Genomic DNA, 22,764 nt, shown 5'->3' on the forward strand with positions numbered 1-22,764 from the left:
TTTTAACAGTGTTTGACCCGCGCCCGCGTCCCGTGTAGGAGACGCGTTCGAATCCGCGCATCCCGTACGGGGCTGCGCCGCCCAAGGAGGGCCTTATGAGCTTTACCCTCGCGATCGTTGGTCGCCCTAATGTCGGCAAGTCGACCCTGTTCAACCGTCTGGTCGGCAAGCGTCTGGCGCTTGTCGATGATACGCCCGGTGTGACCCGCGACCTGCGCGAGGGCGACGCGCGCCTCGGCGATCTGCGCTTTATCGTGATCGATAGCGCCGGTCTGGAGCTGGCCGAGGATGACAGCCTTCAGGGCCGTATGCGCCGCCTGACCGAGCGCGCGGTGGAAGAGGCCGATATCTGCCTCTTCGTGGTAGATGCCCGTGTGGGTGTGACCCCCGCCGATGAGATTTTCGCCGATATCCTGCGCCGCAAGAATGCCAATGTGATCTTGGCCGCCAATAAGGCCGAAGGCAATGCCGGTGAGGCAGGCGCCCTGGAGGCCTGGAGCCTCGGTCTGGGCGAGCCGCTGCGGATTTCGGCAGAGCATGGCGAGGGTATGGATGACCTTTACCATGTGCTGCGCCCGCTGGCCGATGATTTCGCCGCCAAGAATGTGGCCGCGATCCCCGAGACCGATGTGGTGATCGAGGATGAGCTGTCCGAAGATGACATCCCCGCCTATATTCCGCCCTCGGCGGCCAAACCGCTGCAGCTTGCCGTGATCGGTCGTCCGAATGCGGGGAAATCGACGCTGATCAACAAGATCCTCAATGAGGACCGCCTGCTGACCGGCCCCGAGGCAGGCATCACCCGCGATGCGATCTCGGTCAAGACCGACTATATGGGCACGCCCATGCGCATCTGGGACACTGCCGGTATGCGCAAGAAGGCCCGTGTGAACGAAAAGCTGGAGAAGCTTTCCGTGGCCGATGGTTTGCGCGCCGTGCGCTTTGCCGAGGTCGTGGTGGTTCTCTTGGATGTGAATATCCCGTTTGAAACGCAGGATCTACGGATTGCCGATTTCGCGGAAACCGAGGGCCGTGCCGTTGTTGTGGCGGCCAATAAATGGGACCTCGAAGACGATAAGCCCGCGAAGCTTCTGGAACTGCGCGAGGCCTTCGAGCGCCTGTTGCCGCAGCTCAAAGGCGCGCCGCTGGTGACCGTTTCGGCGAAAACCGGCAAGGGGCTTGACCGCCTTCATGCCGCGATCCTGAAGGCGCATGAGGTCTGGAACCGCCGTGTGCCCACCGCGAAACTGAACAACTGGCTCTCGGCCATGACCGAGGCGCACCCGCCGCCCGCCCCCGGTGGGCGCCGGATCAAGCTGCGCTATATGACGCAGGCCAAGACGCGCCCGCCAGGATTTGTGGTGAAGGCCACCCATACCGACAAGATCCCCGAAGCCTATGGCCGCTATCTGGTGAACGGGCTGCGTGAGAGCTTTGATATGGGGGGCACGCCGATCCGGATCTATTTCCGCGATCAGGGCAAGGCCAACCCCTATAAGGACAAGAAGAAATCCATCCCTTCGCGTCTTAAAAAACACGTGGATGCCAAGAAACAGGCCGCGTTCAAATCCGCCGCTGCCGAACGTCGCAAGACCAAAGACAAAAGCAAAGACGACTAAGAAAAACCCCGGCCTGTATGCCGGGGTTTCTTTTTGACCTCTCGCCGATAGGGCGGTTAATGGGAATAGCCATGTCGCGGGCTGCGCGGCTGCCAGAAGGTCAGGACCAGCAGGGCCAGCGCGTAGATGCAGGCTGGCAGCATGATAACGTCATGGCCCCAGTTTGCCGCGATCACCCCGATCAAGGCCCAGATCACGCCAAGGGCATAACCACGTGGCGGGCGCAGCCATAAAATCAGTGTCAGGCTGAGCGCCGCCACCAGTGACAGCATCAGAAGGGTGACCACCGTTTCGGAGCCGATATTATAGCCGATCAGCACCACGCCCGTCCCTACGGCAGAGGCAGCGGTCAGCCAGCCTGCGTAAAGCGAGATCGGCCAGGACAGCAGCGCGGGCTCAAGCGTGCGGGGCGCGTGCGCCATTGCCCAGACAGCGGCTGCCCACATGATCCAGATTTGCAGCGTGGCAAGCCAAGGCTGCGATGTGGCAACCACAAGCCAGCTTGCGCCAAGGGCCAGCGACACAAAAAGCGGCCAGCGCGGTTGGTCCCAGCCAGAGACCTCGGCGCGTTTGAACAGCCCCCACGCCGCGTGGATCACCAGCCACAGATAGATCAGCGACCATATCGAGAATGCCCATCCCGCCGGTTGCACGGCGGGTTTGTCCACGGGGTTGGGGAACATGCTGGGATCATACCCTTTGAACGAGGGAGACCAGAGCGGCGAGAGAACGAAAGCCAGTGTCGCGACGAAAAGCAGAATGGCTTTCATGCGGAAGGTTTGGCGGAACATTGCGGACTGTCCTGCAGTTGTTTCCAGCAGGAACGCGCCAAAGTTCCGAAAGTTCCCTTCGGGGTCAAATAAATCCCAGATGATCCAGCGCCGCCTTGGCTGCGCCGGAGGGCGCGCTTTCGGCCTCGTTGAGGGCATGCACGATCTTGGTCAGCTTGCGCTCGTAGCAGAGCTGCGAGACATAGGCCGCAATCGAGACGTCATCCATGTCACAGATCTCGCGGGCGAGGTGTTCCGGATCTTGCAGAAGACGGGTCATGATCGGTTCTCCGTTCCATCGGGTGGCGTAACCTTAATATATAATGAAAAACGCTCCCATGACACAGGTCATAGGAGCGTCCTATAGCGGCCATCCTTAAAAGGCAGCCTTGGCGGAATGCCTCAGACGAGGGCGCCCTCTACCAGTTTGGTCTTGCCGCCCAGATAGGGGTGCAGAGCCTCGGGCAGAACCACCGAGCCATCTTCCTGCTGGCCGTTTTCCAGAACGGCGATCAGGCAGCGCCCCACGGCCAGACCCGAACCGTTCAGCGTGGCAAGGAATTCGGGCTTGCCACCATCGGCGGGCTTGAAGCGCCCGTTCATGCGGCGGGCCTGAAACTGGCCACAGGTGGAGACGGAAGAGATCTCGCGATAGGTGTTCTGCCCCGGTAGCCAGACTTCGAGATCATAGGTTTTCTGCGCGCCAAAGCCGATATCGCCGGTGCATAGGATGATCCGGCGATAGGGCAGGCCCAGACCTTCCAGCACGGCTTCGGCGCAGGTCAACATGCGCTCATGCTCTTCGATGGCTTTTTCGGGATGGCAGATGGTGACCATCTCGACCTTCTCGAACTGGTGCTGGCGTAGCATGCCCGAGGTGTCCTTACCCGCAGAGCCTGCCTCCGAACGGAAGCAGTTGGTATGGGCGACATAGCGGCGGGGTAGGGTGGCTTCGTCCCAGACTTCGCCGCTGGCGAAATTGGTAAGCGTCACCTCGGCGGTGGGGATCAGCCACCAGCCATTGGTCGTCTGATAGCTGTCTTCCGAGAATTTCGGCAGCTGGCCGGTGCCCAGCATCGCTTCGTCACGCACCAGAACGGGCGTGATATTCTCGACCAGCCCATGCGTATCGACATGCAGATCCAGCATGTATTGCGCCAATGCACGGTGGACACGGGCCACACCGCCACGCAGCGCCACAAAGCGCGAGCCGGACAGCTTGGCCGCCACTTCGAAATCCATATTCGCGCCCACGCCGGACAGCTCGTAATGTTCTTTCGGCGCAAAGCTATAGCTCGGAACGTCGCCCCATTTGCGGATTTCCACATTGTCGTCCTCGTCCGCGCCCTGCGGCACCTCGTCGAGCACGATATTGGGGATGGTCATCAGCAGATCGCGCAGCTCCGCATCCTTGGCGCCAGCCTCGGTCTGCATGGCCGCCACTTCGGCTTTCTTGTCCGCAACCAGCGCGCGCAGACGCTCGAATTCGGCGTCATTGCCTGCGGCCTTGGCCGCGCCGACCTGCTTGGAGGCGGCATTCTGTTCGGCCTTGGCTTCCTCGGCGGTCTGGATGGCCTTGCGGCGGGCCTCGTCGATCGAGAGGATCTGCGCCGACATCGGCTCCAGCCCGCGGCGTGCCAGAGCAGCATCGAAGGTTTCGGGATTTTCACGGATCGCGCGAATGTCGTGCATGACGGTCCTCTAACTCGCTGTGATTGCGCCTCTGGCTTTATCCCGATTTGAGTCTCGGGGAAAGGTCGGCAAAACAGCGAATTGCACAAACGTGGCGCGCAGGGCGCAACTTCAGGCGCAGAAGAGCTCGTACATCGTGGTCAGAAGGCGTTTCACACGTTCGTCACGGATCGAATAAAAGATGGTTTTCCCGTCCCGACGGGTTTCGACAAGGCCATCCTGACGCAGCCGCGCCAGTTGCTGGCTTACCGCAGCCTGACGCGCGCCCAGCAGGTTTTCCAGATCGCTCACCGAGCGTTCGCCCTCGGTCAGGTGGCACAGGATCATCAGCCGTCCCTCATGGGACAGGGCTTTCAGCAGCCCCGCTGCCTCTTGTGCCCTTCCGGTCATTTCCTCGGGGGACAGTTTGGCGCCATTCTCTACTTTTTCTGTATCTAAAACCGAGACCATAAGGCGCGATCCTTCTTTCATAGGTATTATAAACGCAATCGCATACCGCGTTCGTTACCAGAAACTTTTTAATTAGATAATACGATGCAAATTAACGTCAAATTCGTTTGATCGCAAATCCTTAGTTCAGCGCTCAAGAATAAGTTTGTCCGCACTCAGTTCGATACGGGCGAATTTGCTGAGATAGGTCATCCCCAGCAGCGAGCCGTCCATCTCGGCGGCGTTGACACTTGCGGGGACGTTGGTGTCGTGGATCGGGCCCAGATCCATTGTGGCAAGCCGGACGGGGGCGGTGCGAATCATGCCATTGGCCGTGCTCGCCCGCCCGATAAAGGCCATATCGCTGGTGTTGATGCCCGCCTTTCGGGCATCCTCGCGGCTGAGGGCGATGGTCGTGGCGCCGGTATCGACGATAAAGCGGATCGGTTTGCCATTGACCTTCGCGGTCAGGTAGAAATGCCCGTCCGGCGCTTTGGGGACCTCGATGCGGTTTTCGGCGACGACTTTCTGGCTGGGCAGGACGGTGCTGCGGATGTCGGCCCACAGCCCGACAGCGGCGAGGACGCCCAGAAAGATCAGCGCCCAGATCGCAAGCTGCTGCAGCCTGCGCGAGAGATTGCGCCTGAAATCGAACATGACATAGCCGCCAACCACTGTCAGCAGCAGAACAAGATAGACAAGCTGGCCAATATCATCTCCGGTCATCGGATATATATGGCGGGCACAGGGCGGAAATGCCAGTGCCTTCTTCTGTCTGGCGCCGGTCTTTTGGTCGGGGGCTTGTGCCTGTAATCGCTTAGAGAATGCCGCTGAGGCCAGCTTTGTGCAGCCCGTCCAGCATGAACTGGATCGCAAGCGCGGCCAGCAGCATCCCCAGCAGCCGTGTCACCACCATCACGCCGGTGCGCCCCAGCAGGCGCTCGACAGGGGCGGCGATGGCGAAAGAGGCCATCACGCACAGCAGCACCGCCAGCATGACGCCCAGAATGGCGATCGTATGCAGCGCCGTGCCATCGCCTTGCCCTGTCAGCAGGATCATCGAGGCCATCGCCCCCGGTCCGGCAATCAGCGGGGTTGCCAGCGGGAAGACCGACGGATCGTCGTGATCGGGGTCTTGCGCATGTTCCTCGCCCTGATCCTGCCGCCGCTTAGTACGCCGCTCGAAGAGCATGTCGAGCGCGGTCAGGAACAGCAGTACCCCACCCGCAATGCGGAAGGCGGGCATCGAGATGCCGATCCCGTCAAGGATATTCTGCCCGAATAACCCGAACAGCGTCAGCAGCACCGCCCCGATGGCCACGGCGCGAAAACCGATCCCGCGCCGCTTCTGGGTGGGCACGCCGCTGGTAAGGGCCATAAAGACCGGTGCAAGGCCGATAGGGTCAATAACCACAAACAGCGTGACAAAAGCGGTAAGATAGTCGGCGACAGCCATAAGACCCCCGGAAAAGATGGATGCCAGAATTCTGGCATGAAGACTGCCTTGCCGGTAGCATGCCGGCAAAGATATGTCACGGGCACTGCTTATAAATCGTGCGAATTTCCACATGTTGCTTAAAATTCACGTCAACGGGAACGATTGGGGCTTTGATTGAGGAACCGGAGGCCATAAACGTGGTGTCCGATTGGCCTGTCCCCGACCTGTGGTGGCTGGCCCTGCGTGTGGAGTAGACTATGCTGAACAATATCGGCCTTCCGGGCCTTCTTCTGATCGCTGTTGTGGTTCTTGTCCTGTTTGGACGCGGCAAGATCTCGTCTTTGATGGGCGAAGTCGGCAAGGGCATTACGGCCTTCAAAAAAGGGGTGAAGGACAGCTCGAACGAGATCGAGGATGCCAGCAACGACCCCTCACGCACCGAGGCGCGTGATGTGACCCCCGAGGACAAGAAAGACAAGGTCTGAGCTGCGAGACAGCGGCTGGAGGCCCTGAATGTTTGATATCGGTTGGAGCGAACTTCTGGTTATCGGCGTGGTCGCCTTGATCGTCGTCGGGCCGAAGGATCTTCCTGTCATGTTCCGGACCCTCGGGCGTCTGACAGGGAAGGCCAAGGCGATGGCCCGCGAGTTCTCGCGGGCGATGGAGGATGCGGCAGATCAGGCCGGTCTTGCCGAAACCTCCAAAGAGCTGAAAGGGCTGACGTCCAAGAAGGCTCTGGGCTTGGATGCGCTGGAACGCGCGACCGAGAAGTTCGAGAAATGGCAGCCCGGCCTGCCCAAAGCGGCCACCAGCCCGCAAGCGGCAGAGCAGGCCACGGCCCCCGTAGCCGAGCCTGATCCCAATCTGGCGGCGCAAATCGACCCGTCCGAGCTTGCGGACGAGCCCGAGATCGCACCGCCGAGCCACCCTGCCGAGGTACCGGCCACCGATGCGCCGGTTGCGGCGCAGGATCGGGGCGCGGAAAGAAAAGAGACGCCATGAGCGCCGAGAACGATATTGAAGACAGCGCAGCGCCGCTGATCGAACACCTTGCTGAATTGCGCACGCGTATCCTGTATTCGCTGGCCGCTTTCATTGTGGCGATGGTGGCCTGCTATGCCGTCTGGAACCCGATCTTCAACTTCCTGACCCATCCGATCTGCCATGCTCTGGCGGATCGCGGCCAGCATTGCGGGCTCTATCTGATCAAGCTGCAGGAAGGCTTCTTCGTCGCGGTGACGATCTCGTTCATGGGCGGGTTTGCCCTGTCTTTCCCGATTATCGCCTACCAGATGTGGCGTTTCGTGGCGCCGGGGCTCTATCGCTCGGAGAAAAACGCGTTTCTGCCGTTCCTGATCGCCTCGCCGATCATGTTCTTTGCCGGCGCGGCTTTTGCCTATTACGTGATCCTGCCGCTTGCGTTCAATTTCTTTCTCGGCTTCCAGCAGGGCGGATTTACTCCCGACGGGGCCGCGGCCAATGATATGGCCGCTATCGGTTTTCAGGGCTCGGTGCAGGAATACCTGTCGCTGACCGTGAAATTCGTGATGGCCTTCGGGATCTGTTTCCAGTTGCCGGTGTTGCTGTCGCTGATGGGCAAGGCGGGGCTGGTCTCTGCGGCTGGTCTGGGCAGCGTGCGCAAATATGCGGTTGTGGCCATCCTGATCGTGGCAGCTATCGCGACCCCGCCTGATGTCATCTCGCAGGTGATCCTGTTCACGGTCGTCTACGGTCTTTACGAGGTGTCGATCTTCCTTGTGCGCCGGATCGAGCGTAACCGCGAAGCGCGGATGCGGGCGGAGGGGACATGGGTCGAAGAGGATGACGAGGACGACGAGGACCCCGAGAACAAATCCTCCTGAACTTTGCACTGACAGATTTATCGCCCCGGAGATGCTTGCCATGTCCGGGGTTCATTTTCGAAGGACGATCCCATGCACCGCAATGACCTGAAATACGAATTGGCGCGCCGTAACCTGACCAACCAGGATCTGGGCACGGCGACGGGGCTGCGCGAGGATATTCTGGTCCAGTTTCTTGATGGCCAGCGCCCGCTGCAAGATGCCGAGGAGGGGCGCATTCTGGACTATCTGTCAAGCGTGACCCCGCAAGGCGGGCAAGACGCCCTGACCCGCATCGCGGAGGCGCTTGAACGCATGTCGCCTGCGCCGATGCCTGCCCCCGACTTTGCCGCCGCGACCGCTTTCGCGTGGCGCACGTCTCCTGACCGGCTGGATCCGGTGGCCGAGGTCAATGGGGTGGATTTCGATCTGCTGCAGGGCATCGACCGGTCCCGCGATATCCTGCTGACGAACACGTTGCAATTCGCGCGCGGGGCGGCGGCCAATAACGCCCTGCTTTGGGGCTCGCGCGGTATGGGCAAGTCGTCCCTGGTGAAGGCGGCCCATGCGCAGGCCGTCAAACAGGGCTTGCCGCTTAAACTGGTGGAGCTGTCGCGCGACGATCTGCCATCTGTCGGGCGTCTGCTGGCGCATCTGCGCGCGGCTCCCGAAATCCGCTTCATCCTGTTTTGTGATGATCTGTCCTTCGATCACGATGACCGGCATTACAAATCGCTGAAGGCCATTCTGGATGGCGGGATCGAAGGGCGCCCGTCAAATGTCATTCTTTACGCAACCTCGAACCGCCGCCATCTGATGCCGCGCGATATGATCGAGAACGAGCGCTCTACCGCGATCAATCCGGGCGAGGCGGTGGAGGAGAAAGTGTCCCTGTCCGACCGGTTCGGTCTGTGGCTGGGCTTCCATCCCTGTTCGCAGGACGATTATCTCAAGATGATCCGCGCCTATTGCGACCGTTACGGTCTTACGATTTCGGATGAGGCGCTTTGGGCGGAGGCAATCGAGTGGCAGGCCACACGCGGGTCACGTTCGGGGCGCGTGGCATGGCAGTTCGTCACCGATCTCGCAGGTCGTCAGGGCGTTGCCCTGTGATCAAAGGGGGTAGGAGCGGATTACTCGATCCGCTCCATCAGCCGCGCCACTCCGACGCAGCCCAGCAAAACCAATGCGACGGCGGGGGCGGGGATCCCTGCCGAAATGGCGAACCACAAGGTTGCTCCGGCTGCGACAAGCACGGCCAGGATGAGCAAGAGGAAGGTTGGTAACGGCATCGGTTTCTCCTTACCTTTCCAATATGGGACGGCAAAAGGTTAAGGAAAAGATGGGTCGCGCCATGATAAGCTCTAAAAATATCACAAAATTGCAATATGCAGTGATTTGGCCCGTGAAACGCCTAGTGCTTGTGCAGTCCGGCGGCGTTTCAAAAGTGTGACAGAATCGGCCTGACGGTGAGTTGGGGCTCTGGGGGCTTGGGGAGCCGTATGCTGCGGGCCTCTGCCGGAAGCGGTCAGCCTCAGGTCCGCAGATCGCGGCGCCGTTATGCGCCGTTCGAAAACCGGCCCAGAGCCTGTGCGATCTGATCCAGCGTTGGACGTGAGGATTTCGGCGTGCGGGCAAGGGCGTCGCGCATGGCTGCCAGATGTGCGCCCTGAGTGCCGCAGCAACCGCCGATGATCCGTGCGCCGCAATCCCGCGCCATCAAGGCATATTCGGCCATTAACTCTGGCGTGCCGGTATAGTGCAGCTCTCCATGATGGAAATGGGGGACGCCGGCATTCGACTTCGCAATCAGCGGGATATCCGTTCCGCTGGCGGCCATTTCCAGAATGCTGCGCAAAAGATCCGATGCCCCCATGCCGCAATTCGCTCCGGCGGCCACGGGTTTATATGCCAGCTTGTCCAGCTTGCGGGTGAACTCGGTGGGGCTGACCCCCATCATGCTGCGTCCGGCAGTGTCGAAATTCATGCTGATGCACCATTCCATCGCGCAGTCGCGTGCGACGATTTCTGCAACATGGACCTCCTCGAGGGAGGAAAGCGTTTCAAACCATAGCAGATCGACCCCACCTTCGCGCAAGGCGCGCGCCTGCTCCGTATAGATCTCGACGGCGCGTTGGCGGGTCATCGTCCCCATCGGGGCAAAAATCTCGCCCGTCGGTCCGATGGACCCTGCCACGATCACAGGGTCGGGGGCCTGATCGGCAATCTTGCGCGCCAGTCGGGCCGCTGCGGTGGCCAGCAGCGGGGCCTGTGCGCCACGTCCGAAACGTTCAAGCTGGCAGCGATTGCCGCCATAGCTGTTGGTGCACAGGATCTGCGCGCCATTTTCCAGCGCCTCCTGATGAAGGGCCGTGACATGCTCCGGATGTTCCACAGACCATAGCTCGGCGGGATGGCCGGCGGGCAGCCCCATATTGAACAGGGTCGTGCCGGTTGCGGCATCCGCGAGCAGAGTATCGTTCTCTGCAAGGAGCTGCTGTAATCGCTTGGTCATGGTACCACTCGTCCGTCGGATGCGCAGGGCAGCCGGAGGCCATCAGGGACCCGCGCTGCGTGCTCCACTTGCCACGCAAGGGCGCCGAGTTCAATTCACTCCCTGTGGATAGATGTCTGCGGCAGGGGCGGTGGCTTGCGGATGATCCGCGCGATATCGGCCGCCGCAAGGGCAAGGGCCGATCGCGAGGGGGCGGCAATATAAAGTGTGCTCAACTGGGGGGCAAACCCCATTTTGAACTGGCGCAACCCGACGGCTCCCCGTCCTTTTTCCGCGCGCCGCCAGATCATCGCCGCAGGTCCTTCGATCTGATCCGGGCGGGGAGGGAGCGCGGCGAGAGACAGGCGCGGGCAGTTTTCCGCCCGTGCCGCCTCTATCGCTGTGACGATCAGTTGGTGCATGGTGCCATCCGGCGCGTCATCGGTCGTGCGCATCAGGTCCAGAGCCCATTCGTGGCTGTTGCTATGGAAACTGGCAAACCCCACCAATCGCCCTGCATGCCAGGCCAGAATGACCTCATGGCCGCTGACATATCCGGCGTCAAAGCGCCCCATGGAAAACCCCCTTTCGCCGCCGCGGGCGAGGGCCCATTCTGCCGCGACCTCCGTCATCTGCGCGAGCGGCATCTCGTCAATACAGTGAAGGCATTCCACCCCCGCTTTTTTGGCTTTGCGCAACTTGCGCCTCAGGCCTGATAGGGCGGGACCATCAAGGGAAAACCGGTCTGGACGCAGCCAGCATTCCTGCGCGACAGGCGTCACCGCCCAGCCCGCCCTGCGGGCCTCTAGTGCCGTGCGCGCATTGATCTTGTAAAGGCAGGCCAATCGTCCCTGATCGCGGGCCTCGATCCTGAGGCTGCGCAACATTTCCGGCAGGGAGTGCGCCCCGACCGGATCGCGCAGCCCCACCAAGGCCTGCTGTGTCTGGCCGATCATCCAGCCCGAGCGCATGTTCTCGCCCAGCAGAACGAAATGTTCGCCCTGACGGAGAATGCCGAATTCGGCATGGGGGCTTTGCGCTGCCAGAGCGGCGATGCGGGGGGTGAATTCACGGGCGGCAGGCACCAGGCGCCCGCGCGGCGGCAGATGCCTTACCGGCGCGCCAAGTGCCAGCATGCCGAGGGCCAAGGCTGCGGGCGCACCGTAATACACAACGCGCCACGCCACGATCGCGGCCAGAAGCGGGGCCTGCTCGGCTCCGGGCAGCAGCATCAGAAGCGTCACCTCGAACGGCCCGACCCCGCCCGGCGTGCCGGAAATGAAGCCCGCACCCAATGCCAGCAGAAAGGCCGGATAGAGCGCCACCAGAGGGTGCACGGTTTCAGCGGGCAACAAAACCCAGAGCGCAAGCGCGGCAAAAGCGGTGTCGAGGACGGTCAGCCACAGAATCCGCCCCATGATCGGCAGGCTGGGCAGGCGCGGCTGCCATTTTCCGATCTTGACGACAGGGTTCCACAGCGCAAGTGCGGCCACACCGCCACCCAGAAACAGCCCCAGAAGGGCAAAACCCTGTAGGGCAAAAACGGGCAGGCCCGGCAGCTGCACGGGCGTGATGATGACCACGATCGCCGTGACGACCGCCCAGCCTGCCAGAAAGGTCGCAGCGACCATGGCCGTCATCTTAGAGGCTTCGATCATCGAGAAGCCGGGCAGCATCCGCCAGCGCACAAGCGCGCCGGAAATCAGACCGAAGCCCACGGTCTGCGAGATCGCGATCGATACCCAGCCCGCGCGTCTGGCCTGCTGGTCGTGCTGGCCGGTCTCCATGATCTTGTGGATCAGCGCGTCATAATTGGCCAGTGCCGCAAAGGAGAGACATGTCGCAAGCATCGCGCCCATCCATTGCAAGGCGGAGACCTGCGTGAGCGACGAGAGAATCGCCGTATAATCGAGCCCGGTTACACGGTCGCGCAGAACCCATGCAAAAGCCGCCAGCATCACAATCGCGGCCAGTTGCCGCCGCACCGCTTTGCCCCATGCCAGAGACTGCGTCTTGGCCGGAATCTCTGCCGGATCCGCCAGTGCCTCGGCGGGGCCATCCGCCTCTAGAAGACGTGCGGTTTCGGCCATGATCATCGCCTCCGGATGGCGTTCGGCATAGGACGGATCGGAGAGATCGGGGGCGGGCAGTGCGATGTCATGGCTTCGGGCATCCAGAACGGTCCTGTCCAGCCATGCTTTTGCTTCTGATGCCTGTTGTCCGGCAATTTTTCCGTAATGACGCATCACTCGTCCTCCGTTTCGCGAGAGCGAGACTAGGGCGAAGGCCCTTACACGAGCTTAACGTTCATAACACACTGCTACGGGTTGTGCTGTTTTTGCGCGTCGCGCGTCACAAAGCGCCGGAAATGCCAAGTGCGGAACCTTTGGTTTGCGTTGCAGGCTTGCGGCGAAAGAGGGCTTGGCCTATAGGGGCGAGAAAGGGCATAGGTTTGCCCGCATGTCCGATTGGCGCGCATGGGGCGCGTCCGGGTCATTATCCGAGTGGAGAGCACATGGCACCCCGGCGCAAAAAGATTTACGAAGGCAAAGCGAAGATCCTGTTCGAAGGCCCGGAACCGGGAACACTGGTCCAGTATTTCAAGGATGATGCGACGGCCTTTAACGCTCAGAAGAAGGACGTGATCGACGGGAAAGGGGTTCTGAACAACCGCCTGTCGGAGTTCTTCATGAACGGTCTGACCAATGTCGGCATCCCGAACCACTTCATCCGCCGCCTCAATATGCGCGAGCAACTGATCCGTCAGGTCGAGGTCGTGCCGCTGGAAGTGATCGTGCGCAATTTTGCCGCCGGTTCGATTGCCAAGCGTCTGGGTCTGGAAGAAGGCACGCCGCTGCCGCGCCCGATCGTGGAATATAGCTACAAGAACGACGCACTTGGCGACCCGCTGGTGCCGGAGGAATATATCGTGGCGTTCGGCTGGGCCAATCAGCAGGATCTCGACGATATCGTGGCGCTGGCGCTGCGGGTGAATGACTTCCTGTCGGGCATCTTCTTTGGGGTCGGCATCAAGCTGATCGACTTCAAGATCGAGATCGGTCGTATCTGGGAAGGCGATTTCATGCGTCTGATCGTGGCCGACGAGATCAGCCCCGACAGCTGCCGCCTGTGGGATGTCAAAACCGGCGCGCATCTTGATAAGGATGTGTTCCGCCGCGATCTGGGCAGCCTGACCGATGCCTATAGCGAAGTCGCCCGTCGTCTGGGCGTGCTGCCCGAGCAGGGCAATGGCTCCAAGCCCACGCTGATTAATTGACCACACCGCGGTCTGCATCTGATTGGTGGGACCGACACAGACTGAATGGGGACCGGCATGCCGGTCTCCGATGACCAAAGGCAGCACGCTGCCCTAAGACTTGCAGAGGATGACACCGATGAAAGCCCGCGTTCACGTGATGCTGAAGGATGGGGTTCTGGACCCGCAGGGTGAGGCCGTTCGCCACGCGCTTGGTGCGCTTGGTTTTGCCGGCGTGGAAGGCGTGCGCCAAGGCAAAGTGATCGAGCTTGACCTGAAGGCCGCCGACAAGGCTGCCGCAGAAGCCGAAGTGCAGTCCATGTGCGAGAAGCTTCTGGCCAATACCGTGATCGAGAAATACACGGTCGAAATCGTCTGAGAAGACAGTCGGGGAGGGCGCGGCGCGTCCCCCCTTTGCAACTCTAGCGCAGCTGTAAGACAGGAGCGTCGCCATGAAGGCAGCCGTCATCACCTTTCCCGGATCGAATTGTGACCGCGATCTGATCGTCGGTTTCGAGAAAGCCGGAGCCGAGGTTGTTCGTGTTTGGCACAAAGAAACCGAATTGCCGGCAGGGGTGGATGTCGTGGGCGTGCCCGGCGGCTTCTCCTATGGCGATTACCTGCGCTGTGGCGCGATTGCGGCCCAGTCGCCCATCGGGCGCGCGCTGGTCGAATTCGCGCATAAGGGCGGTTACGTGATCGGGGTCTGCAACGGCTTTCAGGTGCTGACCGAGATGCGCCTTCTGCCGGGGGCGCTGATGCGCAATGGCGGGCTGAAATATATCTCGAAGCCGGTGCCGCTGACCGTTGCCACCCAAGACAGCGTGTTCACCGCAGGCTATTCCAAAGGCCAAGAGATCCTGATCCCGATTGCCCACCACGATGGCAATTACCAGATTGATGCCGAAGGGTTGAAGGCGCTGCAGGGCGAGGACCGTGTGGCCTTCCGCTATGGCGACAACCCCAATGGTTCGGTGGATGATATCGCCGGTGTCCTTTCGGAAAACCGTCGGGTTCTGGGCATGATGCCCCACCCCGAGCGCGCGGTGGATGCAAATCATGGCGGTACGGACGGGGCGGCGCTTTTCCGCTCCTTGCTGGACGGGCTTGTCTCGGCCTGAAGCTTTGAGACTTGTTGCGCCTGAGGCCTTCGCCTAGATTTGGCGCATGTCGCATACCTTGACCATCGAGACAAAGACTGTGCCCCGCGATCGGACCCGACGCGGGCGCATTCTTGTGCGTCTGGCGGTTTTTGGCATCCTGTGCCTTGCCGCTGGCGCGATGTGGTTTACCAATGCGTGGCTGACCCAGCGATTTACCGAAACCACCCGTGTGCGCACGGAATTGCGTCTGGCGCTGTACACGGGCAACCTGATTTCGGAATTGCAGCGGATGTCGATCGTGCCGCTCCTGCTGGCCCGCGATCCGGCCCTGACGCGATCTCTGTCCAGCGGTGATTTCTCCGAGACATCGGCCGCGCTTATTTCGGCCCGCGATGATGTGTCCGCAGCGTCGATCCGTTTGCTGGACCTGTCGGGCCGCGTGGTCGCGGCGACCAATCGCAACCTGATCGGCACCAGCTATGCCTCCGCGCCGTTTTTCGTGGAGGCCCAGCGGTCGCGTGATACGGTCTTCACCACCGATGCGATGGAAGGGCCGGGCACAGAGTTCAACTATTCACGGCTGCTCAGCAGTGGCGGCACCCCCTTGGGGGTGATCGTGGTCGAGGCCGATCTGGCGAAATTCGAACGGGCCTGGGCGGGGATTTCCGATGCCGTGGCGGTGACCAATAGCGAAGGCAAGATCATCCTGACCACCGAGCCGCGCTGGCGCGGGCTGACAATGGCCGAGGCGCTGGCCGCACGGGATGCCCCGACCGCGATCCAGCGGGCCCTTCAGGCGACGGCCGATCTGGCCAACGAGCCGCCCGACGCCTATCTCGGTGGTGCCGGTGTGATGCAGACCGAAACCCGCATTCCTTTCCGTGGCTGGAAGATGACTGCCTTCACCTCCTATGATTCCGTGCGCGAGCGGGTGAATGCCGTCTTGGCACTGGAGATCATGGGCTTTGCGATTTTTCTTGCGCTGGCCTTCTACTGGCTGTCGCGCAGGGCGCGGATGCAATCGGTGGCATTGCGGCAGGAATCAAAAGAGCTGCGCGCATTGAACACCCGCCTGACCCGTGAGATTGCCGAGCGCGAGAAGGCCCAGAAAGAGCTGGCCGTGGCCGAGCAGACGCTGGCGCAAAGTTCGAAACTGGCGGCTTTGGGCGAGATGTCGGCCTCGGTCAGCCATGAATTGAACCAGCCTCTGGCCGCGATGAAGACCTATCTGGCTGGTGCGCGTCTGTTGCTGCAACGCAAGCGCGGCGACGAGGCGCTGACGAGCTTCCAGCGGATCGACGATCTGATCGACCGGATGGGCGCGATCACCCGCCAGCTTAAATCCTATGCGCGTAAGGGGGGCACCGCCTTCGAGCCTGTGGACCTGCGCGATGCGGTGTCTTCGGCGCTGTCGATGATGGAGCCGCAGTTGAAATCGCGCACGGTGCAGATCGTGCGGAGCCTGCCGCGTAATCCGGTCATGGTGATGGCCGATCGCATCCGGCTGGAACAGGTGATTATCAACCTTTTGCGCAATGCGCTTGATGCCACCAAAGCCACGACCGAGCCGCAGATCGACATCCTGCTCTCGGACGGGGCGCAGGCGGTGCTTTCGGTGCGTGATAACGGGCCGGGCATCGCGGATCTTGAAAAACTATTCGAACCCTTTTGGACAACAAAAAAGCCCGGAGAGGGAACCGGATTGGGTTTGGCGATTTCTTCCTCGATCGCCAGTGACCTCGGGGGCCGGTTGACGGCCCGAAATGCCGAAGCAGGCGGGGCGGTGTTCGAACTGCGTCTGCCCTTGCTGTCGGACGAAACAAAAACAGATGAAGAGCGTGCTTGACGTAACGCGCCACGGAGAACGAAATGTCGCGAATGATGAAGATTGCAATTGTCGATGATGAAGAAGACATGCGTCAATCCGTCAGCCAATGGCTTGCCCTGTCGGGCTTTGACACGGAAACTTACGATTGTGCCGAGGCGGCGCTGAAAGAGATCGGTGCCGATTGGCCCGGTGTCGTGATTTCCGATATCCGCATGCCCGGCATGGACGGGATGGAATTTCTTAAACGGCTGATGGGCATTGATAGTGGCTTGCCGGTTATCATGATCACCGGTCATGGCGATGTGCCGATGGCGGTGGAAGCGATGCGTCTGGGGGCGATGGATTTCCTTGAAAAGCCCTTCGATCCCGACCGGATGAACGAACTGGCCAAACGCGCGACCCAAGCCCGCCGTCAGACATTGGAAAACCGTGCGATCCGCAAGGATCTGGCCAATGGCGAACAGATGATGGGCAAGTTGATCGGCACGTCCGAACCGATGGAGCGGTTGCGCGAGGATATTCTCGACCTCAGTCAGGCTGATGGCCATGTGCTGATCGATGGCGAGACCGGCACCGGCAAGACGCTGGTGGCCCATGCGCTGCATGCGACGGGCTCGCGGGCGGGCAAGGCGATGGTGACCGTTTCTTGCGCGGCCTATTCCGAGGAGGATCTGGCGACCAAGCTCTTCGGCCCTGTCGAAAGCGGTCTGCCGCTGGTAGAGAAAGCGCGGGGCGGCACGCTCTGCCTTGAGGATATCGAGGCGCTCTCGCAATCCTTGCAGGCCCGTCTGCTGACCTTCATCTCCGAGCAGGGCGTGCCTGCGGAGACGCGGATCGTGGCGATCTGCAACCAGCATGGTGAGGGAACGACGCTGGAAGATGTGCTGCGCCCCGATCTCTATTTCCGGCTGGCGGCCCTGAAAATCACCCTGCCGCCCCTGCGCAACCGTGGGGAGGATGTGCTGACGATCTTCGCGCGGATGGCCGAGCAGTTTGCGGATGAATATGGCTGTGACACCCCCGAGCTGACCGCGCAAGAGGCTGCACAGCTGCTGCAGGCCCCTTGGCCGGGCAATGTGCGCCAGTTGATCAATGTTGCCGAGCGGGCCGTTTTGCAGGCGCGTCGCGGCTCGGGTTCGATTGCCTCGCTGTTGATGACGGATGACAATGACAGCACTATTCCGGCGATCACCACCGAGGGCAAGCCGCTCAAGGAATATGTCGAGAATTTCGAGAAGATGCTGATCGACAATACCATGCGCCGCCATAAAGGCTCGATTGCCAGCGTGATGGAAGAACTCTGTCTGCCGCGCCGGACCCTGAACGAGAAAATGGCCAAATACGGTCTGGCCCGTCAGGATTATCTCTGAGCGCAGGCCTTTGGCGGGGCAGCCAATCTGTGCCGTGCCCTGCCGCATTGTTTTTCCGCCTCCGCCTCCCCATCTTGACGGGGGGCGGTTTGCCCGCAAATCTCTGAAGGGGTTTATCGTGCGAGGAAAAATGACAGATATCAAAACGGCTTTGGACGATCTTCTGAACCGTCAGGACCTGCCGCTTGACGCAGTTCTGGACCGTCATTTCAGCCCGAACTATCGCCAGCGCACCAATGGGGTCTGGGACGACCGGGAGGGATTCCGTCTCCATGTCCAGAAGCTTCGCGAGCTTGTCGCCTCGGCGGAAATCGAGGTTCTGGACGAGGTGAGTGATGGCCTGAACTATGCCGACCGCCATATCGTCTCCGCCACCAAGCGCGACGGGCATCAGGTGGTGCAGGAGGTCTATCTGTTTGCAACGCGCGATCCCGAAGGACGGTTTGAGCGCGTGGAAGAGATGACGCATATGCTTGATGGGGCGGCAGAGGATCGCGGGCTCGGGGCCGTCAAATAGGTTTTTGCGACGGCGGTCTGCAATGCCGCCGAGGGGGCTGTCGCAGCCCCGCATTCTGGACCGTTGCTGGCCGGCATGGCGCACTTGGCTGCCATAGAAAAAGGGCCTGAAGCAGGGATGCTTCAGGCCCTTTGGCAGTCTTTGGGGGCTTAGTTGCCGACGTTCCACCAGCCCCGGCGTTTGGGCGCATTATCCGCTTCCGCCTGAGCGGCTTCGGGTTCGGCTGTGCTTTCCTTCGCGCGTTCTGCGACCGGTGCCTGTGCCGTGATGACCTCGCCAACCGCTGCCTCGGCAACCGGTGCCTCTGCGGCGGGGGCTTCGGCAACCGGTGCCGCAGGGGAGGCGATTTCTGCCAGACCTGCATCGGCTTCCGGAACAGAGGCTACCGCCTCCGCGGCGGGGGCCGTGTCTACAACAGTCCCGGAAGCCGGAGCTGCAACAGCCTCAACCTCAGCCTCGACAGCGAGCGTCTCGTCCTTTTTCGAACGACGCGCGCGGGACCGGCTGCGCTTGGGCTTGGGCGCATCCTCTGCTTCCGCGGTGGCCTCGGGCGCAGCTTCGGCTTCGGCAGTCGTGTCTGCCGCATTGTCACCCGCTTCGGCGTTGGTCTCAGCCTCAGCTTTGGGCTTGCGGCGCGACCGTGACCGGCTGCGTTTGGGCTTGGGGGCCTCTTCTGCAGCTTCCGGTGCCGTGGCCTCGCCTTCGGCGTCTTCTGCGGCGACGTCCGGCTCTGCCTCAGCCGCAGGGGCGCTGTCCTCTTCGTCAGATTCGGTCTCAGCCTCATCATTGAGCTGATCCGCACCCGATTTCCGACGGCGACGACGGCGGCGCTTCTTCTTCTTCGGGCCTTCATCGGTCGACGTTTCCGTGGCAGCCTCGGGCGCCTCGTCTTCGTCTTCCTCGACGATCTCCGCATCCAAGGCCGCATCCAGCTCTTCAAGCTCGCTCATGAACTCTGCACTGGCATGAACCACATTGGACACCGCTTCGGGCACCACACGGGTTGCGGTTTTGAATTTCTCGATCACGTAATCGGGCGAGACCAGCGTCGGATCGGCCTCGATACGGACAGAAAGCCCGTAGCGCGACTCGATCAGGGCGATATGTTCGCGCTTCTGGTTGATCAGGAAGTTGGCCACGGCAACAGGCACGCGCACCAGAACCTCGCGGGCGCGCTTGCGGGTGGCTTCTTCCTCGATCGCACGCAGGACCTGCAGCGCCATGCTGTCATCCGAGCGGATGAGGCCGGTGCCGTGGCAATGCGGGCAGGGCTGCGTGGTAGATTCGATCATCCCCGGACGCAGACGCTGGCGCGACATTTCCATCAGACCGAAGCCCGAGATGCGGCCGACCTGAATGCGGGCACGGTCGGTCTTGAGCTTGTCCTTCATCCGTTTCTCAACGGCGGTGTTGTTCTTGCGCTCGTCCATATCGATGAAGTCGATGACGATGAGGCCAGCAAGGTCGCGCAGGCGTACCTGACGGGCCACCTCGTCGGCGGCCTCGAGGTTGGTTTTCAGCGCGGTCTCCTCGATGGAGCCCTCTTTGGTCGCACGGCCGGAGTTCACGTCGATTGCCACCAGTGCCTCGGTCACGCCGATCACCAGATAGCCTCCGGATTTCAGCTGCACCACGGGGTTGAACATCGAGGCCAGATAGCCCTCGACCTGATAGCGCGCGAAAAGCGGCAGCGCCTCGGCATAATGCTGCACGTTCTTTGCATGGGACGGCATGATCATCCGCATGAAGTCTTTGGCCGCACGATAGCCGCGCTCGCCTTCAACCAGCACCTCGTCGATATCCTTCGAGTAGAGGTCACGGATCGAGCGCTTGATCAGATCGCCTTCCTCATAGATCGGGGCAGGGGCGACCGACTTCATCGTGAGTTCGCGGATCTGCTGCCACATACGGATAAGATATTCGTAATCGCGGCGGATCTCGGTCTTGGTGCGTTGCGAGCCTGCCGTGCGGATGATCAGACCCGCGCCCTGCGGAACGGAGAGTTCCGAGGCGATATCCTTCAGCTTCTTACGGTCGGCGGCATTGGTGATCTTGCGCGAGATGCCGCCACCGCGGGCGGTATTGGGCATCAGCACGCAGTAGCGGCCAGCAAGCGACAGATAGGTGGTCAGTGCCGCCCCCTTGTTGCCGCGCTCTTCCTTCACCACCTGCACCAGCATGATCTGGCGGACCTTGATGACCTCTTGGATCTTGAAGCGGCGCGCGCGGGGCTTGCGCGGGCGGCGGATCTCTTCGCTCACATCCTCTTCGGCGACGGATTCGATGTCGTCATCGTCATGATCGCTTTCCGAGCCGTGGTCGTCTTCCTGCTCGTCGGCCGCATCATGGGGGGCGTCGTCGGATTGGGGGGTGTCGTGATCCTCGATATGGAGGTTGTCCTCTGACGGATCGGCCACGCCCATGCCGGGAATATCTTCCGAACGCAGGGTCTCGTCTGCTGCGGTCGCCTCGGCCTGTGCAGGCTGCGTTTCCGCAGCATCGCTGCGCGACGAACGACGACGACGACGCGTGCGCGCCGGTTTTTCTTCTTCGTCCTCGTCGGATTGCGCAAGGGCGCGCTCTTCCGCCAGAAGCGCTTCGCGATCTGCCGTGGGGATCTGGTAATAATCAGGGTGGATCTCGGCGAAAGCCAAGAACCCGTGACGGTTTCCACCGTAATCCACAAAGGCGGCCTGTAGCGAAGGCTCGACCCGCGTCACTTTTGCCAGATAGATATTTCCGGCAAGCTGGCGCTTGTTTATCGTCTCAAAATCGAACTCTTCGACTTTATTCCCGTCCACAACCACCACGCGGGTTTCTTCCGCGTGTGTGGCATCGATGAGCATTTTCTTTGCCATTTATCCTGCTTTCCCGCAAAGAACGGCGCGCCGTGGCAAGGCCAGGCGACTGTGCTTTGTGGTCTGTTTCTGTGGCGAGAGCGCACGTCGCCAGAGGGAAGGCGGCGGCGTAGAGCCTGCCCGACATCTTCCTTGGTCCATCCGGTCGCGTCATCGCGTTTCATCCTAAAGGCGGGGTAGGACTTGTGGTCCGCGCCCAAACTGATGCCGTTCTTCCCTGAGGGGGTTGCCCGGCGTGGCGTGCGGCCTTGCGGCCAATCGGTTGATCCTGGACGGGGTCGCGCGAGTGACGCGCGGACCTTACCGGCCGGAATTCAGCGAAATCCGTGGGTGGGATCACGTGACGTGACAGAACACCAACATAAAAACAACAATAGACGGTGCCTTGTGGAAAACACAATCTGTTTTTCGTCAACGAATGGTTAACAAGGGCTTACCCGGTTGTGAGAAAGTATCGGCAATGCCGCTAAAGGCGATAAATCGGGCAGTTTCTCGCGGTGGGAGTGTCGCAATAGAAAAGGGCCCGCACGATGGCAGGCCCTTTCCGGAATTGGATATTCGCGAAGATTAGCGCTTCGAGAACTGGAACGAACGGCGTGCTTTGCGCTTACCGAATTTCTTACGTTCAACAACACGCGAGTCGCGGGTCAGGAAGCCGGCAGCTTTCAGAGCCGGACGCAGTGCCGGTTCGTAGACTTGCAGAGCTTTCGAGATACCGTGCTTCACGGCACCTGCTTGGCCCGACAGACCACCGCCAACAACGGTCGCGTAAACGTCGAATTCGCCTTCAACGCCAGCAACACCGAAGGGCTGGTTCACGATCAGCTGCAGAACGGGGCGAGCGAAGTAAGCCTTCATCTCTTTGCCGTTCACGGTGATCTTGCCGGTGCCCGGCTTGACCCACACGCGGGCAACTGCGTCTTTACGCTTACCGGTCGCGTAGGAGCGGCCTTGTGCGTCACGGACGGGCTCGCGGTTGATCGAAACGGTGGTTTCGCCAGCAGCTTCAACGCCCGATACGGCCGACTTCAGATCGTCGAGGGATTTGAGTTCTTCAGCCATGATTAGCTCCGGGTGTTCTTTTTGTTCAGCGACTTGACGTCGAGAACTTCGGGCGACTGTGCTTCATGCGGGTGCTCGGCACCGGCATAGACGCGCAGGTTCGACATCTGGGCGCGGCCCAGACGGTTACGCGAGATCATACGCTCTACGGCTTTGATCACGACGCGCTCGGGGTGGTTGCCCTCGAGGATCTGACGCGCGGTGCGCGATTTGATCCCGCCCGGGTGGTTCGTGTGCCAGTAGTAGGTTTTGTCATCGCGCTTCTTGCCAGTCATCTGCACCTTGTCGGCGTTGATGATGATGACATTGTCGCCCATGTCCATGTGCGGCGTGAAGGTGGCTTTGTGCTTGCCACGCAGACGCATTGCGACGATCGAAGCAAGACGGCCCAGAACGACGCCTTCAGCGTCGATCAGGATCCACTTCTTTTCGATCTCCGCCGGTTTTGCGGTATAGGTGTTCATAAGATCGTCCCTTGACGGGTTGT

At 61.1% G+C, this 22,764-nt stretch carries 23 protein-coding genes; 11 read left to right on the plus strand and 12 right to left on the minus strand.

The genetic code is table 11. From position 1 onward, the window contains the following. Nucleotides 1-95 precede the first annotated feature (95 nt). Nucleotides 96-1,619, plus strand: a complete 1,524-nt coding sequence (gene der, locus WDB88_RS06915; protein ID WP_339106955.1) for a ribosome biogenesis GTPase Der — start codon at nucleotides 96-98, stop codon at nucleotides 1,617-1,619. A 56-nt stretch (nucleotides 1,620-1,675) separates the two neighbouring features. On the opposite strand, the gene WDB88_RS06920 is transcribed toward der, so the two are convergent. From WDB88_RS06920 to WDB88_RS06945, 6 genes are all read right to left on the minus strand, one after another. Beyond that, nucleotides 1,676-2,410, minus strand: coding sequence for a hypothetical protein (locus WDB88_RS06920; RefSeq protein WP_339106956.1), 735 nt, complete (start codon nucleotides 2,408-2,410; stop codon nucleotides 1,676-1,678). Nucleotides 2,411-2,474: 64 nt separating this feature from the next. Next, complete coding sequence (locus WDB88_RS06925) at nucleotides 2,475-2,669, minus strand: hypothetical protein (protein WP_339106957.1); 195 nt, start codon at nucleotides 2,667-2,669, stop codon at nucleotides 2,475-2,477. A 122-nt stretch (nucleotides 2,670-2,791) separates the two neighbouring features. Further along, nucleotides 2,792-4,081 (minus strand): serine--tRNA ligase, encoded by a 1,290-nt coding sequence (gene serS, locus WDB88_RS06930; protein WP_339106958.1) that lies wholly within the window; start codon nucleotides 4,079-4,081, stop codon nucleotides 2,792-2,794. 111 nt (nucleotides 4,082-4,192) lie between these two features. Then, the gene (locus WDB88_RS06935; RefSeq protein WP_339106959.1) at nucleotides 4,193-4,531 is read right to left on the minus strand and encodes a metalloregulator ArsR/SmtB family transcription factor; all 339 of its coding nucleotides are present in this window, start codon (nucleotides 4,529-4,531) and stop codon (nucleotides 4,193-4,195) included. 126 nt (nucleotides 4,532-4,657) lie between these two features. Then, nucleotides 4,658-5,236 carry a TIGR02281 family clan AA aspartic protease gene (locus WDB88_RS06940; RefSeq protein ID WP_339106960.1) on the minus strand — a complete coding sequence of 193 codons (579 nt, stop codon included), beginning with the start codon at nucleotides 5,234-5,236 and terminating at the stop codon, nucleotides 4,658-4,660. A gap of 91 nt (nucleotides 5,237-5,327) precedes the next feature. Next, a complete protein-coding gene (locus WDB88_RS06945; protein ID WP_339106961.1) occupies nucleotides 5,328-5,966 on the minus strand; it encodes a MarC family protein in 639 nt (212 codons plus the stop codon). Nucleotides 5,967-6,205: 239 nt separating this feature from the next. Here WDB88_RS06945 and tatA point away from each other — a divergent pair, with 239 nt between their 5' ends. The 4 genes from tatA to WDB88_RS06965 all read left to right on the plus strand — a co-directional run bounded on the left by tatA (nucleotide 6,206) and on the right by WDB88_RS06965 (nucleotide 8,902). After that, nucleotides 6,206-6,433 carry a twin-arginine translocase TatA/TatE family subunit gene (gene tatA, locus WDB88_RS06950; protein ID WP_339106962.1) on the plus strand — a complete coding sequence of 76 codons (228 nt, stop codon included), beginning with the start codon at nucleotides 6,206-6,208 and terminating at the stop codon, nucleotides 6,431-6,433. A 28-nt stretch (nucleotides 6,434-6,461) separates the two neighbouring features. Then, nucleotides 6,462-6,950 carry a Sec-independent protein translocase protein TatB gene (gene tatB / locus WDB88_RS06955; protein WP_339106963.1) on the plus strand — a complete coding sequence of 163 codons (489 nt, stop codon included), beginning with the start codon at nucleotides 6,462-6,464 and terminating at the stop codon, nucleotides 6,948-6,950. Further along, nucleotides 6,947-7,810: a twin-arginine translocase subunit TatC gene (tatC, locus tag WDB88_RS06960; RefSeq protein ID WP_339106964.1), complete on the plus strand. Its 864-nt coding sequence runs from the start codon at nucleotides 6,947-6,949 to the stop codon at nucleotides 7,808-7,810. The genes tatB and tatC overlap by 4 nt, the downstream gene beginning before the upstream one ends. Nucleotides 7,811-8,104: 294 nt before the next feature. Further along, the gene (locus tag WDB88_RS06965) at nucleotides 8,105-8,902 is read left to right on the plus strand and encodes an ATP-binding protein (protein ID WP_339109492.1); all 798 of its coding nucleotides are present in this window, start codon (nucleotides 8,105-8,107) and stop codon (nucleotides 8,900-8,902) included. Between the two features lie 20 nt (nucleotides 8,903-8,922). On the opposite strand, the gene WDB88_RS06970 is transcribed toward WDB88_RS06965, so the two are convergent. From WDB88_RS06970 to WDB88_RS06980, 3 genes are all read right to left on the minus strand, one after another. Further along, nucleotides 8,923-9,081: a hypothetical protein gene (locus tag WDB88_RS06970; RefSeq protein ID WP_339106965.1), complete on the minus strand. Its 159-nt coding sequence runs from the start codon at nucleotides 9,079-9,081 to the stop codon at nucleotides 8,923-8,925. A 266-nt stretch (nucleotides 9,082-9,347) separates the two neighbouring features. Continuing rightward, nucleotides 9,348-10,304: a betaine--homocysteine S-methyltransferase gene (bmt, locus tag WDB88_RS06975; protein ID WP_339106966.1), complete on the minus strand. Its 957-nt coding sequence runs from the start codon at nucleotides 10,302-10,304 to the stop codon at nucleotides 9,348-9,350. A 95-nt stretch (nucleotides 10,305-10,399) separates the two neighbouring features. Beyond that, nucleotides 10,400-12,529, minus strand: a complete 2,130-nt coding sequence (locus WDB88_RS06980; protein WP_339106967.1) for a phosphatidylglycerol lysyltransferase domain-containing protein — start codon at nucleotides 12,527-12,529, stop codon at nucleotides 10,400-10,402. Nucleotides 12,530-12,798: 269 nt separating this feature from the next. On the opposite strand from WDB88_RS06980, the gene purC reads away from it, so the two are divergent. From purC to WDB88_RS07010, 6 genes are all read left to right on the plus strand, one after another. Beyond that, nucleotides 12,799-13,560 (plus strand): phosphoribosylaminoimidazolesuccinocarboxamide synthase, encoded by a 762-nt coding sequence (purC, locus tag WDB88_RS06985; protein ID WP_339106968.1) that lies wholly within the window; start codon nucleotides 12,799-12,801, stop codon nucleotides 13,558-13,560. A 118-nt stretch (nucleotides 13,561-13,678) separates the two neighbouring features. Beyond that, nucleotides 13,679-13,918, plus strand: a complete 240-nt coding sequence (gene purS, locus WDB88_RS06990; RefSeq protein ID WP_339106969.1) for a phosphoribosylformylglycinamidine synthase subunit PurS — start codon at nucleotides 13,679-13,681, stop codon at nucleotides 13,916-13,918. A gap of 73 nt (nucleotides 13,919-13,991) precedes the next feature. Beyond that, a complete protein-coding gene (gene purQ, locus WDB88_RS06995) occupies nucleotides 13,992-14,660 on the plus strand; it encodes a phosphoribosylformylglycinamidine synthase subunit PurQ (RefSeq protein ID WP_339106970.1) in 669 nt (222 codons plus the stop codon). A gap of 160 nt (nucleotides 14,661-14,820) precedes the next feature. Further along, a complete protein-coding gene (locus WDB88_RS07000; protein ID WP_339109493.1) occupies nucleotides 14,821-16,488 on the plus strand; it encodes an ATP-binding protein in 1,668 nt (555 codons plus the stop codon). A gap of 23 nt (nucleotides 16,489-16,511) precedes the next feature. After that, nucleotides 16,512-17,840 (plus strand): sigma-54 dependent transcriptional regulator, encoded by a 1,329-nt coding sequence (locus WDB88_RS07005; protein ID WP_339106971.1) that lies wholly within the window; start codon nucleotides 16,512-16,514, stop codon nucleotides 17,838-17,840. A gap of 130 nt (nucleotides 17,841-17,970) precedes the next feature. Then, nucleotides 17,971-18,357 (plus strand): hypothetical protein, encoded by a 387-nt coding sequence (locus tag WDB88_RS07010; protein WP_339106972.1) that lies wholly within the window; start codon nucleotides 17,971-17,973, stop codon nucleotides 18,355-18,357. A gap of 149 nt (nucleotides 18,358-18,506) precedes the next feature. Here the strand turns inward: WDB88_RS07010 and WDB88_RS07015 are convergent, their stop codons facing one another. The 3 genes from WDB88_RS07015 to rplM all read right to left on the minus strand — a co-directional run bounded on the left by WDB88_RS07015 (nucleotide 18,507) and on the right by rplM (nucleotide 22,741). Continuing rightward, entirely contained in the window at nucleotides 18,507-21,215 is a 2,709-nt protein-coding gene (locus WDB88_RS07015; protein ID WP_339106973.1) for an Rne/Rng family ribonuclease, read from the minus strand. A gap of 567 nt (nucleotides 21,216-21,782) precedes the next feature. Further along, a complete protein-coding gene (gene rpsI, locus WDB88_RS07020) occupies nucleotides 21,783-22,277 on the minus strand; it encodes a 30S ribosomal protein S9 (protein WP_339106974.1) in 495 nt (164 codons plus the stop codon). A 2-nt stretch (nucleotides 22,278-22,279) separates the two neighbouring features. After that, complete coding sequence (gene rplM / locus WDB88_RS07025; RefSeq protein ID WP_339106975.1) at nucleotides 22,280-22,741, minus strand: 50S ribosomal protein L13; 462 nt, start codon at nucleotides 22,739-22,741, stop codon at nucleotides 22,280-22,282. Between the last annotated feature and the right edge of the window lie 23 nt (nucleotides 22,742-22,764).

This window comes from Thioclava sp. GXIMD4216 (assembly GCF_037949285.1).
Classification (GTDB): domain Bacteria; phylum Pseudomonadota; class Alphaproteobacteria; order Rhodobacterales; family Rhodobacteraceae; genus Thioclava; species Thioclava litoralis.